The following is a 14,826-nucleotide window of genomic DNA, read 5'->3' on the forward strand; positions in this document are numbered from 1 at the left end:
TGAAAATCACCCTGCTCTAAGTGGGAGGACATTGTGAAAACGATAGAAGATTTCATGAAAAAAAACGATCTGTCTTTTGATGGAACAACGATCATCGTTGGCGTCTCCGGCGGACCTGATTCCATGGCCCTGCTTCACGCCTTGCATCATTCGATTCCCGAAACGGCGACACTTATTGCCGTACATGTCGATCATATGTTCAGGGGCCGGGAGTCTGAGGAAGACATGCGTTTTGTTGAGCAATATTGCAGAGCGGAAGGGATATACTGTGAAGCCCGGCAAATCGGTGTCGGCAAGTATGCTTCTGAAAACAGCCTGAACAAACAGGCGGCCGCAAGAGAGTGCAGATTCCGCTTCTTTAAGGAGCAAATGAATCAGCATCAGGCGGGATTTTTGGCATTGGCACATCATGGAGATGACCAGGTGGAGACGATGCTGATGAAATTGGCGAAGGGCACGGTCGGTTTAGGCCTTGCCGGTATGCAGCCGAAGCGCCGCTTTGAGAGCGGATGGCTGATCAGGCCGTTTCTCGAGCTTGCCAAAGAAGACCTTCTGGCTTACTGCAAGGTGAACCGTGTCCCGTTCAGGACAGATCCGAGCAATGCTGAGGACGACTATACACGAAACCGATTCAGGCATTATGTTCTCCCTTTCTTAAAGAAAGAGTCGGAAGATGTCCATAAACGATTTCAATCGGTCAGTGAATCTCTGGCTGAGGACGAATTATACTTACAGGCATTAACGAAAGATAAAATGAATACAGTTATCACAAGCAAGTCAAGTACCGTTGTAGAAATCAGCGTCCCGCACCTTCTCGATCTCCCTATGCCTTTACAAAGAAGGGGAGTTCAACTAATATTAAACTATCTTTATGAAAACGTTCCATCGGCGTTTTCAGCCCATCATATTAAGTTGTTTCTGGAATGGATTTCAAAAACGGGTCCATCCGGTTCTCTTGATTTTCCAAACGGGCTTAAAGTGGTTAAATCTTATCATACATGTTTGTTTACATTTCAGCGTTTGCAATGTGAAAAAATTTCCTATCACTATGAAATCAGCGGTGCGGAAGACGAAGACCTGATGCTTCCTAACGGATATTCCCTTCATGTGAGCAGACAAGGTGCAGCCCACGTGCCGAAAGGAAATGATGTTTTTGCAGCAAGTTCCAAGCATGTTCATTTCCCCCTTTATGTACGGACAAGGCAAAAAGGAGACAGAATCCAACTTAAAGGGATGAACGGCTCAAAAAAGGTTAAAGATATATTTATTGATGAAAAAGTACCTCTTGCGAAAAGAGACAGCTGGCCCATTGTGACAGACGCGGACGGAAGGATTGTTTGGATACCCGGTCTGAAAAAAACCATTTTTGAGGAACTTGATGTTACAAACAATGATCGCATTGTATTACAATATAGACAGCATGAAAAGTGTAGGGGGCTAGCAAAGAATGAAACAAGATATTGAAAATATCCTGATCTCTGAGGAGGAGATCCAAAAAAAGGTCAAGGAGCTCGGCACCGCATTAACAGATGAATACAGCGGCAAGTTCCCGTTGGCCATCGGCGTGTTAAAGGGAGCCATGCCGTTTATGGCCGATCTTTTAAAGCATATTGATACATATTTGGAAATGGATTTCATGGATGTATCAAGCTATGGCAATTCCACGGTTTCTTCCGGCGAAGTCAAAATCATTAAAGATTTGGATACATCAGTCGAGGGCCGTGACATCTTAATTATTGAAGACATCATCGACAGTGGGCTGACTTTAAGTTATCTTGTGGAGCTTTTCCGGTACCGCAAAGCAAAGTCGATTAAGATTGTAACCCTTCTTGATAAACCGAGCGGACGCAAGGCGGATATCAAAGCGGACTATGTCGGCTTTGAAGTGCCGGACGCATTCGTTGTGGGATACGGTCTTGATTATGCGGAGCGCTACCGCAATCTTCCGTACATCGGAGTTCTCAAGCCGGCGGTTTATGAAAGCTGATTACGAAAGGGATATCTGTTGTATTGGAACGATTTTCTATGATACTATTGAACATAGTTGTGCTTACTGTGGGAGGAGGTAAGGAATGAATCGGGTCTTCCGTAATACCATTTTTTATTTACTTATTTTATTAGTTGTAATCGGAGTTGTGAGCTACTTCCAAACCGCAAATCCGAAAACAGAAAATATGACGTACAGTGACTTTGTTTCAAACCTTGAAAACGGGAAGGTTGAGAATGTTTCCATCCAGCCTGTCAGAGGTGTTTACGAAGTCCGCGGGCAGCTGAATAATTATGAAAAAGACCAATATTTCCTGACCCATGTTCCTGAAGGAAAAGGGGCAGACCAGATTATTGATCAAGTCAAAAAGATGAAGATACAAGTTGAACCTGCACAGGAAACAAGCGGATGGATGACCTTCTTTACCACCATCATCCCTTTTGTAATTATCTTCATTCTTTTCTTCTTCCTGCTTAATCAGGCTCAAGGCGGCGGAAGCCGTGTCATGAACTTCGGTAAAAGCAAGGCTAAGCTATATACAGAAGAAAAGAAACGCGTCAAATTCAAAGATGTGGCAGGAGCGGATGAGGAAAAACAAGAGCTTGTCGAAGTCGTCGAGTTTCTGAAGGATCCCCGCAAATTTGCTGAACTCGGAGCAAGGATTCCGAAAGGTGTGCTTTTGGTCGGACCTCCGGGTACAGGTAAAACGTTGCTTGCGAAAGCTTGTGCCGGTGAAGCTGGCGTGCCTTTCTTCAGCATCAGCGGATCAGACTTCGTGGAAATGTTCGTCGGGGTCGGTGCTTCACGTGTACGCGACCTGTTTGAAAATGCGAAGAAGAATGCGCCGTGTCTGATTTTCATCGATGAGATCGATGCAGTCGGACGTCAGCGTGGTGCGGGTCTAGGCGGCGGCCATGACGAACGGGAGCAGACGCTGAACCAGCTTCTTGTTGAAATGGACGGCTTTAGCGCCAATGAAGGGATCATCATTATTGCCGCGACTAACCGCGCAGACATTTTAGACCCTGCATTGCTTCGTCCGGGACGCTTTGACCGTCAAATTACAGTTGACCGTCCTGATGTAAAAGGCCGTGAAGAAGTGCTTCGCGTCCATGCGAGAAACAAACCGCTTGACGAATCTGTCAACTTGAAATCAATCGCGATGAGAACGCCTGGATTCTCCGGTGCGGATCTTGAGAATCTTTTGAATGAAGCGGCTCTCGTAGCAGCCCGCCATGATAAAAAGAAAATCGATATGCGCGACATCGATGAAGCGACAGACCGCGTCATCGCCGGTCCTGCTAAGAAAAGCAGGGTGATTTCGAAAAAAGAACGCAATATCGTTGCTTATCATGAAGCGGGGCACACCGTCATCGGACTTGTTTTGGACGAAGCGGATATGGTGCACAAAGTAACAATCGTACCCCGCGGCCAAGCCGGCGGATATGCCGTTATGCTTCCTAAGGAAGACCGTTATTTCCAAACAAAACCGGAACTTCTCGATAAAATCGTCGGTCTGCTTGGAGGCCGTGTAGCCGAGGAGATTATATTCGGCGAAGTCAGCACGGGAGCCCATAATGACTTCCAGCGTGCCACCGGCATCGCTAGACGGATGGTTACGGAGTTTGGAATGTCTGAAAAACTCGGTCCACTTCAGTTCGGACAGTCTCAGGGCGGCCAGGTCTTCTTGGGTCGTGACTTCAACAATGATCAAAACTACAGTGACGCGATCGCGTATGAAATTGATAAGGAAATCCAGCGCTTCATCAAAGAATGTTATGAACGTGCGAAAACGATCCTTACCGAAAACCGCGATAAGCTTGAACTGATCGCTCAGACATTGCTGGAAGTCGAAACGCTCGACGCTGAGCAAATCAAGCATTTGACTGAGCACGGAAAACTTCCTGACCGGACCTATGCAGATGATGTTCAGGAGAAAAAAGACGATGTCAAAGTAAACATCAACAAAAGAGATGATGAAGAGAGAAAAGAGGATGACAAAGCGTAATTCCCATCCCTTTTCCCTTCGTTTTAAGAAAACTGCCAAGCGTATGCTATTCGGCAGTTTTCTTATTTTTTTGCCTTTTTAGAGCCGCTTTGGCGAAATCTCTTTCCGCCGGTTTGATTCGTTTACAAAAAGAATCGGCATCGTGTATTGTATGATGGTAGAATGTTTTATGACCAAGTAAGAGAAACTAGTCAAAAGTGGTGATCAGAATGTTACTCGTTATAGATGTGGGAAATACAAACACCGTTCTAGGCATATATCACGACGGGGAGTTAGAATATCACTGGCGGATTGAAACAAGCCGCCACAAAACAGAAGATGAATTCGGCATGCTCCTCAGGTCTTTATTTGATTATGTTGGACTGATGTTTGACCAGATCGAAGGAATTATCATTTCATCAGTTGTACCGCCGATCATGTTTTCCCTTGAAAGAATGTGTACAAAATACTTTCAGATCGAGCCGCAGATCGTCGGGCCCGGTATGAAGACAGGATTGAATATTAAATACGATAATCCGAAAGAAGTCGGAGCTGACCGTATCGTTAATGCAGTGGCGGCGATTCATCTTTACGGAAGTCCGCTGATTGTCGTTGATTTTGGAACCGCTACAACATACTGTTATATCAACGAACGCAAAGAATACATGGGCGGAGCGATCGCGCCGGGCATCACGATCTCGACAGAAGCCCTTTACTCAAGAGCTGCAAAGCTTCCTAGAATTGAAATCGCAAGGCCGGACAACATTGTCGGTAAAAGCACGGTCAGCGCCATGCAATCCGGCATTCTTTACGGGTATGTCGGACAAGTTGAAGGCATTGTCAAACGGATGAAATGGCAGTCGAAACAAAATCCGAAAGTCATTGCGACAGGCGGTCTGGCTTCTTTGATTGCGGATGAGTCCGATTGTATAGATGTTGTCGATCCGTTTCTCACATTAAAGGGACTTGAGCTGATATACGAGCGGAATCGCGTTGAAAGTGTATAGGAGGATGACGATGGACTATTTAGTAAAAGCGATTGCATATGACGGCAAAGTCAGGGCATATGCAGCAAGAACGACAGAAACGATTCATGAAGCACAAAGACGCCACAATACCTGGCCGACCGCTTCCGCCGCTTTAGGAAGAACGATGACGGCGGCCGTGATGCTGGGCGCTATGCTGAAAGGCGAAGACAAGCTGACCGTTAAAATTGAAGGCGGCGGACCGATCGGGGCTATTGTCGCCGATGGAAATGCAAAGGGAGACGTTCGGGGCTATGTGTCCAACCCTCATGTCCATTTTGATTTAAATGAGCATGGAAAGCTTGATGTCAGAAGAGCTGTGGGAACGTCGGGAACGCTCAGCGTTGTAAAGGATCTTGGTTTGCGCGACTTGTTTACCGGTCAAGTCGAAATCGTTTCCGGAGAAATCGGCGATGATTTTACATATTATCTTGTCTCTTCTGAACAAGTCCCTTCCTCGGTGGGCGTTGGTGTGCTCGTCAATCCGGACAATACGATTTTGGCAGCCGGCGGCTTCATCATACAGCTGCTGCCCGGGACTGATGATGAAACCATCACAAAGCTGGAGACTAACTTATCCCAGGTGGAACCGATTTCCAAGCTGATTCAAAAAGGGCTGACCCCTGAGGAAGTATTGAGAACGGTTCTGGGGGAAGAAGCGGAAGTGCTGGAAACCGTTCCAGTCCGCTTTACCTGCAATTGTTCAAAAGAGCGTTTCGCAAGAGGAATTATCGGTCTTGGCAAACAAGAGATTCAAGCCATGATTGATGAAGATGGAAAAGCCGAGGCGCAATGCCATTTTTGCAATGAAACGTATCTGTTTACAAAAGAAGAGCTTGAAGCGCTTCGAGATGAAATTTAATGCCCGCTATTCATGTAGCGGGTCTTTTACAATGGGAAAAGGGGAGAAACGATATTGAAATCAAGAACGCTGTGGCCGATTATCATTGGCGCAATTTTTGTCAACTGTATTGTGATTGCATATGTTCTCACAAAGTCGCAGACCGCTTCCACTTCATCAGCCCAGGAGGTGATTGCCAACATTGGAAAGAGCGGCATTACCCGGGAGGAATGGCTGAGTGAGATGGAGGACCGCTTCGGAAAGGCTACTTTGGAAGATATGATCAATGAGCGTGTCGTCAACCAGCTGGCTGAAAAAAATAACATCAAAATCTCTGATGATGAAATCGACAGGGAGTTTCTTTTGATCAAAGCCGTTTATAATTCTTTCTATGAAGACGAACATACGACGGAAAAAGAGTGGAGAGAACAGATCAAGCACAATATACTTCTTGAAGAGCTCCTCACTAAAGACATTGTGATCCCGGAAAGCGAATTAAAGTCTTTCTATCAGAAAAATAAAGACCTGTATAAATTCGATGATTCTTACCGCTTGAAGCATATCGTTGTAAAAGATAAAGATGAAGCTGAACAAGTGTTAAAGGAACTGAAGGGCGGATCAAGCTTTGAAGCGGCCGCTGCCGAACACTCGACAGACCGATATACGGCGCCTTATGGCGGAGACCTCGGCTTTGTCAATGAGCAGAATGAAAACATCCCGGCAGAATATTTGCAAGCAGCCAAACATTTAAAAGAAAACGAGTGGGTCGATGAACCGATTCAAACGAGCCAGGGCTATTCCATTATTCAGCTGAAAGAAAAGCTGAACGGCCGGTCTTTCACTTACAGCGAAGTCAAGAATCAAATCCGCAGACAGATCGCAATGGATCAGATTGGCGACAAAGCCTCAGTTAAAACCCTCTGGAAAGATGCAAACGTATCGTGGTTTTATGGTGATAAAAATAAAGATTGACAAAATTTTTTGATATTGATAAATTAGTTATAATCCCAATAAAATTACTCGGAAATTGAGGTGTTCATATGGTTCGCGTTGCAAACTCTGTTTATGACTTAATCGGAAACACACCTGTTGTTAAATTAAATCGTCTTGTTGATGAAGACAGTGCTGATGTATATGTAAAGCTTGAGTATATGAATCCCGGCAGCAGTGTTAAAGACCGGATTGCGCTTGCGATGATCGAAGACGCCGAAGAAAAAGGCCTTCTGAAAGAAGGAGATACACTGATTGAGCCGACAAGCGGAAATACAGGAATCGGCCTTGCCATGGTCGCTGCTGCAAAAGGCATCAAAGCCATCCTTGTGATGCCTGATACAATGAGTTCCGAGCGCCGCAACCTTCTTCGCGCTTATGGAGCGGAGCTTGTGCTGACACCGGGCGCTGAAGGAATGAAAGGTGCGATTAAAAAAGCGGAAGAACTGGCTAAAGAAAACGGCTATTTTATGCCTCAGCAATTTAACAACCCTGCAAATGCGGAAGTGCATCGCCGCACGACAGGCCAGGAAATCGCTGAACAATTTGGAGATGGACTTGATGCGTTCGTCGCCGGTATCGGAACCGGCGGAACCATTACAGGAGCCGGCGAGGTTCTGAAAGAAAAAAATCCGTCGATCAAAATTTTTGCTGTGGAACCGACAGATTCTCCGGTTCTTTCAGGAGGAAAACCAGGGCCGCATAAAATTCAAGGAATCGGAGCCGGGTTCGTACCTCAAATTTTGAATACTGATGTTTACGATGAAATTATTACGGTGAAGAATGAAGAAGCCTTTGAATTTGCCCGTAAAGCTGCAAGAGAAGAAGGAATCCTGGGCGGAATTTCTTCAGGAGCGGCGATCTTCGCTGCCATTCAAGTTGCTAAAAAGCTCGGAAAAGGCAAAAAAGTGCTTGCCGTACTCCCAAGTAATGGTGAGAGATACTTAAGCACACCTCTTTATCAATTTGAATAGGTTTAAAAAAGTGTTGGGCTGTCGACGATGTCGGCGGCCTTTTGCTTTATAAAAGGAGGTCGGTGTCCTTGAGTAAAATGCTCAAGGGCTTTTTATGTATTGGAAATGAAATTCTCTTTTCTTTAAAAAAAGATTTGCATTACAATAAGGACAATAGAATAACGGTTAGGAATGATACGATGACACAACGAAGGCCTGTAGCCAGAATATACCCATATTCCCAGGAACGTTTTTTTAAAAGGTATGAATGTCTTTCGAAAGGAAAAAAACACCATGTGCTCCTGGAAAGCGCCAGAGGCGGCGACTACAGTATAGCCGGTCTTGATCCTGTCGCCATCGCGAAAGGGAAAGACGGGATCACGACCATTCAATATAAAGGGGAAACGATATTTAAAGAAGGAGATCCGTTTTTACAGTTTACCCGATGGTTTCAGGAATTGAAAACGGAGACGGTTGCAGATTTTCCTGATTTTCAGGGAGGGGCTGTCGGCTTTTTAAGCTATGACTATGCCCGCTATATTGAAAAATTTAAACATCTGTCTATCGATGATCTGCAAACGCCTGACTTATTCTTTCTCGTGTTTGATGATCTGGCCGTCTATGACCATGCAAAGGAAGAGCTTTGGCTGATCACGCACAAAAACGGAGAAGAGCTTTCCTCTACGGAAGATCAACTGAATCAGCTTGAACAGATGTGGATGTCACGCGATGCGGAACCCGCAGCAGCTGAAGAACCGGCGGACAATAAAGGGGCTTCGTTTGCACCTTCATTTACCGAAGAGGGCTTTTCACAGGCGGTTGAAAAAATAAAGCAATACATCGCAAGCGGTGACGTGTTCCAGGTGAATCTTTCCCTGCGGCAGTCAGAGCGGCTGTCGGCGGCGCCGTTTGACGTTTATAAAATGCTGAGAAAAGTGAATCCCTCTCCTTACATGGCATACTTGGAAACCCCGGATTTCCAGGTGATTTGCGGATCGCCTGAACTGCTGATTAAAAAGAAAGGAACCCTGCTGGAAACAAGGCCGATTGCAGGGACAAGATCCCGCGGGGCGGATGAAGCGGAGGATGAAGCGCTCGCGAATGAACTGATCATGAATGAAAAAGAGCGGGCCGAGCACGTGATGCTTGTGGATTTAGAGCGGAATGACCTTGGCAGGGTGTCAAAATACGGCTCCGTTCGCGTCGATGAATTCATGGTGATTGAAAAATATTCCCATGTCATGCACATTGTTTCAAATGTGTGCGGTGAAATCAAAGAAGAATGCGATGCGGTTGATGTCATCCACGCGGTGTTTCCCGGCGGAACGATTACAGGGGCTCCGAAGGTAAGAACAATGGAAATCATTGAAGAGCTTGAGCCGACAAGGCGAGGGCTTTATACTGGTTCTATAGGATGGTTCGGATATAATCAAAATATGCACTTTAATATCGTCATCCGAACGATTTATGTCAAAGCAGGCCATGCGTTCATGCAGTCGGGAGCGGGAATCGTCATTGATTCAAACCCTAAGCATGAATATAAGGAATCATTTAAAAAGGCCATTGCGATGAAAAAGGCGCTGCAGTTGAGTGAAGAAGAGAAAAAAAGAGCAGAGGAGAGCTGAGAAAATGATTTTGATGATCGACAATTATGACTCGTTTACGTACAATTTGGTGCAATATTTAGGAGAGCTCGGCGAAGAATTGATCGTCAAGCGCAATGATGAAGTGACACTGGCGGGCATTGAAGAATTGTCCCCGGATTTTCTGATGATTTCGCCGGGGCCGTGCAGCCCTGATGAGGCCGGAATCAGCCTTGAAGCGATCCGTCATTTTGCAGGGAAGATTCCCATTTTCGGAGTCTGCCTCGGACATCAATCCATCGCCCAGGTTTTCGGCGGCGATGTCGTCAGAGCGGAACGGTTGATGCATGGGAAGACATCAGAGATTTCCCACGATGGTTTAACCGTTTTTAAAGGCTTGGAAAGTCCGCTGACGGCTACCCGGTATCATTCGCTGATCGTTAAACCTGAAACCTTGCCGAGCTGCTTTACCACATCCGCTTGGACTGATGAAGGAGAGATTATGGCCATCAGGCATAAAGAGCTGCCGATCGAAGGTGTGCAGTTTCATCCGGAGTCTATTATGACCTCCTGCGGAAAAGAGATGCTCAATAATTTTATTGAGACTTACCGAAAGAAAGTGAGCGCATGATCATTTACATGAACGGTCATTATGTGAAAGAGGAGGAAGCGAGACTTTCTCCTTTTGACCATGGTTTTTTATATGGAATCGGCGTTTTTGAAACATTTCGCCTCTATAAAGGGAAGCCGTTTCTTTTGGAATGGCACATGGAAAGGCTTCAGACAGCATTGAATGAACTGAAAATAGAGACGGCGCTGACAGAGAGCGATGTCCTCAGTGTGCTGGACAAGCTGCTCGAATTGAATCAGCCGCCAAATGGCAATGCGAGGATCAGGCTCAATATATCAGCCGGTCCCGGGGGATCAGGGCTTTTTCCCGATTCATACAAAAATCCCTGCATCATGGTGATGATGAACCCTTTTGATCCGGCATCCGTACCGGAGGAAAAGGAAGGAATCATTTTGCAGGTTCGCCGAAACACGCCTGAGGGGCCTTTCCGGCTGAAATCCCACCACTTTTTAAACAACCTGTATGGAAAAAGAGAACTCGGAAGTGATCCGGGAAAAGAAGGGATTTTTCTTACCGCGAGCGGAGATGTAGCCGAGGGCATTGTTTCCAACCTTTTTTGGCAAAAAGACGGATGTGTGTATACACCTTCACTGAAGACCGGAATTTTAGACGGTGTGACGCGGCGATATGTGCTGGAGCGGCTCGACAGTATGGGAATGAAGGTCAGACAGGGGGAATATCCGTTGGATCATCTTCTCGCTGCTGAGGAAGCATGGATGACCAATTCCGTTCAGGAGATTGTGCCGTTCCGCCAAATCGGCGCCACTGCATTCCCGGGAAAGGATGGAAGTCTGACAAAGAAACTGCAAAAGGTGTACACTAACGATAGAACAGCAAAAGACGATAATTGAATCTAAAGGGTGAGGGATATGGCGCTGCAAACAACAGTCCGTTCAAAGCGGCTGAAAGCAAAACAATACACGTTGTCATATGAAGATAAAACATTAATTATGGGCATTTTAAATGTCACGCCTGACTCGTTTTCCGACGGAGGGAAATACAACAGTATAGACCGCGCAGTGGTCCATGCGAAACAGATGATAGAAGACGGCGCCCATATCCTTGATATCGGGGGAGAATCGACAAGGCCCGGAGCCGAGAAGGTTTCCCTTGATGAGGAGCTTGCAAGAGTCATTCCTGTAATTGAAAAGCTTGTACAGGAAATCGATGCACCGATATCGGTTGACACATATAAGGCTGGGGTAGCCGATGAAGCGCTAAAAGCCGGAGCTTCGATTATCAATGATGTATGGGGCGCCAAAGCCGATCCCGAAATGGCTGCTGTCGCCTCTCGGCATGATGTGCCGGTTATCTTGATGCACAATCGACATGAACGAAATTATACAGATTTAATACCAGACATGATGTCCGATCTGATGGAATGTGTAGACATTGCGAAGTCCGCCGGAGTGCAAGACCATCACATCATCCTTGATCCCGGTATCGGTTTTGCCAAAACATATCATGACAATCTTATGGTCATGAATGAGCTGGAGAGATTCAAGAGTCTGGGCTACCCGCTTTTACTGGGCACCTCGCGCAAAAGGTTTATCGGACGCGTCCTGGATTTGCCGCCTGAGGAACGGGCGGAAGGGACAGGCGCGACAGTATGCCTCGGCATTCAAAAAGGATGCGACATTGTCAGAGTCCATGACGTCAAGCCGATTGCTAGAATGGCGAAAATGATGGATGCGATGATCGATAAGGGAGGCGTTTATCATCGATAAAGTATATATAGAGGGAATGGAATTTTACGGATACCACGGGGTTTTTCAAGAGGAGAACAAACTCGGCCAGCGTTTCCGCGTTGATTTGACGGCAGGATTAGACTTGAGCGTAGCAGGAAAGACCGATGATATTGATGCGACCATTAACTATGCAGAGCTGTACAAGCTCTGTAAAGAGGTTGTGGAAGGAGAGCCGGTCAACCTTGTCGAAACCCTTGCAGAAACGATAGCCGAGAAAGTCCTCGGTCAATTTGAAGCGGTTCAGGAATGCACTGTCAAGGTGATCAAACCAGATCCGCCGATACCCGGACATTACAAATCCGTAGCCATAGAAATGACGAGAAAGCGGAAATGAAACATACGGCATATATAGCGTTGGGCTCGAATATCGGCCGGCGGGAAGAATATTTAAAAAAAGCCGTTGCTCTCCTGCATCAGCATCCGTCTGTCACGGTTACAAGCATCTCTTCAATTTATGAGACAGATCCGGTCGGATATACAGATCAGGATCCATTTTTAAATATGGTTGCGGCTGTCAAAACATCTCTTTCGCCTTTTGCACTGCTTGATTTGACGCAGCGCATTGAAAATGAACTCGGCCGGACGCGGGACATCAGGTGGGGTCCGAGAACGGCAGACCTTGACATTTTGCTGTATAATCGTGAAAATATTGAGACAGAGCAACTCATTGTTCCTCATCCGAGAATGCATGAACGTTTGTTTGTACTCGTCCCGCTATTGGAGATTTATCCGGACTTTGAGGAATCTGTCAATCATGCGAAAAATCAAGAAGGTGTAAGGGTATGGAAGCAGAAATCTGGGGTAGACGAATTCGTGCGTACAGAAAGTTGAAAGGTTATACTCAAGAGGGCTTTGCCAAAGCATTGGGTATGTCCGTTTCTGTACTGGGTGAAATAGAACGGGGAAATCGAATGCCGTCGGAGAGCATGCTCAGGGATGTAGCCAATACTTTAAATATATCAGTGGAGGAATTGTCTCCATCAGAAGAATAAGAAAGGAGGACGTAAAATGTTTAAGATCGGTGATATCGAATTGAAAAACAGGGTTGTCCTTGCGCCGATGGCAGGGGTATGCAACTCCGCCTTCCGCCTGACCGTTAAAGAATTCGGTGCGGGTTTGGTGTGCGCAGAAATGGTCAGCGATAAAGCGATCCTTTATAACAATGCGAAAACAATGGGAATGCTTTATATCGATGAACGGGAAAAACCGCTCAGCCTGCAAATTTTCGGCGGTGAAAAAGAAACGCTCGTCGAAGCGGCGAAATTCGTTGATCAAAACACAACAGCTGATATTATTGACATTAACATGGGATGTCCGGTGCCAAAGATTACAAAATGTGATGCGGGGGCCAAATGGCTGCTTGATCCGAATAAAATTTATGAGATGGTTTCTGCTGTAGTGGATGCGGTTGATAAACCGGTTACCGTTAAAATGAGAATGGGCTGGGATGATGATCACATTTTTGCTGTTGAGAATGCAAGAGCTGTTGAACGGGCCGGCGGAAAAGCCGTGGCTCTTCACGGGCGGACCCGCGTGCAAATGTATGAAGGAACGGCGAACTGGGACATCATCAAAGAAGTAAAGCAGTCTGTATCAATACCTGTTATCGGAAACGGAGACGTCAAAACACCTCAAGACGCGAAGCGCATGCTTGATGAAACAGGAGTGGACGGCGTCATGATCGGCCGTGCTGCTTTGGGTAATCCGTGGATGATTTACCGCACGGTTCAATACCTGGAAACAGGCGAATTAAAAGATGAGCCGAAAGTGCGTGAGAAAATTTCCGTCTGCAAGCTTCATCTTGACCGTTTAATCAAACTAAAAGGTGAAAATGTGGCAGTTCGTGAAATGAGAAAGCACGCGGCCTGGTATTTAAAAGGTATAAGAGGAAACGCAAAGGTCCGGAATGAAATCAACCATTGCGAAACGAGAGATGAGCTCGTGCAGCTGCTGGATGCGTTTACGATTGAAGCCGAGGCAAAAGAGCTTCAGGATGCTAAAGTAGGATAAATCCGACCTCTGCTCACTGCCAGTTTTAACTGGCAGTTTTTCTGCTTTTCCTGAAAGACTAAAAATAACGGAGTGATATATGATGAGTCATGAAGAGCATAACCATGAAGAATTAAACGATCAGTTGCAAGTCAGACGCGATAAAATGAGTCAATTGCGCGAAAGCGGAAAGGACCCTTTCGGTCAGCGTTTTGAACGCACTCATCAATCAGCGGAACTAATTGATTTGTACAATGAGTACTCTAAGGAAGAATTAGAAGAGAAAGCAATCGAAGTAACGATTGCAGGCCGGATGATGACAAAACGAGGCAAAGGGAAAGCTGGATTTGCCCACATTCAGGATTTGAAAGGCCAAATCCAGATTTACGTTAGAAAAGACAGTGTCGGAGAAGAACAATACGAGCTGTTTAAAGGCTCTGACCTCGGGGATATTATCGGTGTTACTGGTGTTATGTTTAAAACCAATGTGGGTGAATTGTCTGTCAAAGCAACATCTTTTGATCTTTTAACAAAAGCTCTTCGTCCGCTTCCTGATAAATATCACGGCTTAAAAGACATTGAACAGCGCTACCGCCAGCGTTATTTGGACTTGATTGTCAATCCGGACAGCAAAAATACGTTTATTACAAGAAGTAAGATCATTCAATCAATGAGAAGATACTTAGATGACCACGGATACCTGGAGGTAGAAACACCTACGATGCATGCCATTCCAGGAGGTGCATCCGCCCGTCCGTTTATCACACACCATAATGCGCTCGATATGCCGCTTTATATGAGAATCGCGATTGAACTTCATTTGAAAAGGCTGATCGTCGGCGGACTTGAAAAAGTTTATGAAATCGGACGTGTATTCCGGAATGAAGGAGTATCCACCCGCCACAACCCCGAATTCACAATGATCGAGCTTTATGAAGCTTATGCCGATTACAAAGATATCATGAGCTTAACGGAAAATCTCATCGCTCACATCGCTGAAGAAGTGCTTGGCACTACTACTGTTCAATATGGTGATCATCAAGTCGATCTCAAACCTGAGTGGAAAAGGCTTCATATGGTAGATGCCGTTAA

At 45.9% G+C, this 14,826-nt stretch carries 16 protein-coding genes (1 of these 16 cut by a window edge); all 16 read left to right on the forward strand.

Features of this window, described 5'->3' with window-relative positions; genetic code table 11:
* The first annotated feature begins 33 nt into the window (after positions 1–33).
* Complete coding sequence (gene tilS / locus P3X63_RS00430) at positions 34–1,464, forward strand: tRNA lysidine(34) synthetase TilS (protein ID WP_277692231.1); 1,431 nt, start codon at positions 34–36, stop codon at positions 1,462–1,464.
* Positions 1,448–1,987 carry a hypoxanthine phosphoribosyltransferase gene (gene hpt, locus P3X63_RS00435; protein WP_026589806.1) on the forward strand — a complete coding sequence of 180 codons (540 nt, stop codon included), beginning with the start codon at positions 1,448–1,450 and terminating at the stop codon, positions 1,985–1,987. The genes tilS and hpt overlap by 17 nt, the downstream gene beginning before the upstream one ends.
* 85 nt (positions 1,988–2,072) lie before the next feature.
* Positions 2,073–3,995, forward strand: a complete 1,923-nt coding sequence (gene ftsH, locus P3X63_RS00440; RefSeq protein WP_026589805.1) for an ATP-dependent zinc metalloprotease FtsH — start codon at positions 2,073–2,075, stop codon at positions 3,993–3,995.
* A 209-nt stretch (positions 3,996–4,204) separates the two neighbouring features.
* Positions 4,205–4,981: a type III pantothenate kinase gene (locus P3X63_RS00445; protein WP_026589804.1), complete on the forward strand. Its 777-nt coding sequence runs from the start codon at positions 4,205–4,207 to the stop codon at positions 4,979–4,981.
* Between the two features lie 10 nt (positions 4,982–4,991).
* Positions 4,992–5,861 (forward strand): Hsp33 family molecular chaperone HslO, encoded by an 870-nt coding sequence (gene hslO, locus P3X63_RS00450; protein WP_026589803.1) that lies wholly within the window; start codon positions 4,992–4,994, stop codon positions 5,859–5,861.
* Positions 5,862–5,915: 54 nt separating this feature from the next.
* Positions 5,916–6,812 carry a peptidyl-prolyl cis-trans isomerase gene (locus P3X63_RS00455; protein WP_277692235.1) on the forward strand — a complete coding sequence of 299 codons (897 nt, stop codon included), beginning with the start codon at positions 5,916–5,918 and terminating at the stop codon, positions 6,810–6,812.
* Positions 6,813–6,880: 68 nt separating this feature from the next.
* Positions 6,881–7,804 carry a cysteine synthase A gene (gene cysK, locus P3X63_RS00460; protein WP_026589801.1) on the forward strand — a complete coding sequence of 308 codons (924 nt, stop codon included), beginning with the start codon at positions 6,881–6,883 and terminating at the stop codon, positions 7,802–7,804.
* Positions 7,805–7,983: 179 nt separating this feature from the next.
* Positions 7,984–9,408, forward strand: a complete 1,425-nt coding sequence (locus P3X63_RS00465) for an anthranilate synthase component I family protein (protein ID WP_277692238.1) — start codon at positions 7,984–7,986, stop codon at positions 9,406–9,408.
* 4 nt (positions 9,409–9,412) lie between these two features.
* A complete protein-coding gene (gene pabA, locus P3X63_RS00470) occupies positions 9,413–9,997 on the forward strand; it encodes an aminodeoxychorismate/anthranilate synthase component II (RefSeq protein ID WP_277692239.1) in 585 nt (194 codons plus the stop codon).
* Positions 9,994–10,848: an aminodeoxychorismate lyase gene (pabC, locus tag P3X63_RS00475; RefSeq protein WP_277692241.1), complete on the forward strand. Its 855-nt coding sequence runs from the start codon at positions 9,994–9,996 to the stop codon at positions 10,846–10,848. The genes pabA and pabC overlap by 4 nt, the downstream gene beginning before the upstream one ends.
* Positions 10,849–10,866: 18 nt before the next feature.
* Positions 10,867–11,724 (forward strand): dihydropteroate synthase, encoded by an 858-nt coding sequence (folP, locus tag P3X63_RS00480; RefSeq protein ID WP_026589797.1) that lies wholly within the window; start codon positions 10,867–10,869, stop codon positions 11,722–11,724.
* Positions 11,717–12,079 (forward strand): dihydroneopterin aldolase, encoded by a 363-nt coding sequence (gene folB, locus P3X63_RS00485; RefSeq protein ID WP_026589796.1) that lies wholly within the window; start codon positions 11,717–11,719, stop codon positions 12,077–12,079. The genes folP and folB overlap by 8 nt, the downstream gene beginning before the upstream one ends.
* A complete protein-coding gene (gene folK / locus P3X63_RS00490; protein ID WP_026589795.1) occupies positions 12,076–12,576 on the forward strand; it encodes a 2-amino-4-hydroxy-6-hydroxymethyldihydropteridine diphosphokinase in 501 nt (166 codons plus the stop codon). Before folB ends, folK begins: the two co-directional genes overlap by 4 nt.
* Positions 12,528–12,737, forward strand: a complete 210-nt coding sequence (locus P3X63_RS00495) for a helix-turn-helix domain-containing protein (protein ID WP_035428856.1) — start codon at positions 12,528–12,530, stop codon at positions 12,735–12,737. The genes folK and P3X63_RS00495 overlap by 49 nt, the downstream gene beginning before the upstream one ends.
* A gap of 16 nt (positions 12,738–12,753) precedes the next feature.
* Entirely contained in the window at positions 12,754–13,755 is a 1,002-nt protein-coding gene (gene dusB, locus P3X63_RS00500; protein ID WP_026589794.1) for a tRNA dihydrouridine synthase DusB, read from the forward strand.
* 82 nt (positions 13,756–13,837) lie between these two features.
* Positions 13,838–14,826, forward strand: partial view of a lysine--tRNA ligase gene (lysS, locus tag P3X63_RS00505; RefSeq protein WP_026589793.1) — the 5' portion only. Its footprint extends 511 nt past the window's final position; the window shows 989 of its 1,500 coding nt (coding positions 1–989); it begins with the start codon at positions 13,838–13,840; the stop codon falls past the right edge of the window.

Origin of the sequence: Bacillus sp. HSf4, assembly GCF_029537375.1 — a bacterium.
In the GTDB taxonomy this organism is placed as follows: Bacteria; Bacillota; Bacilli; order Bacillales; family Bacillaceae; genus Bacillus; species Bacillus sonorensis_A.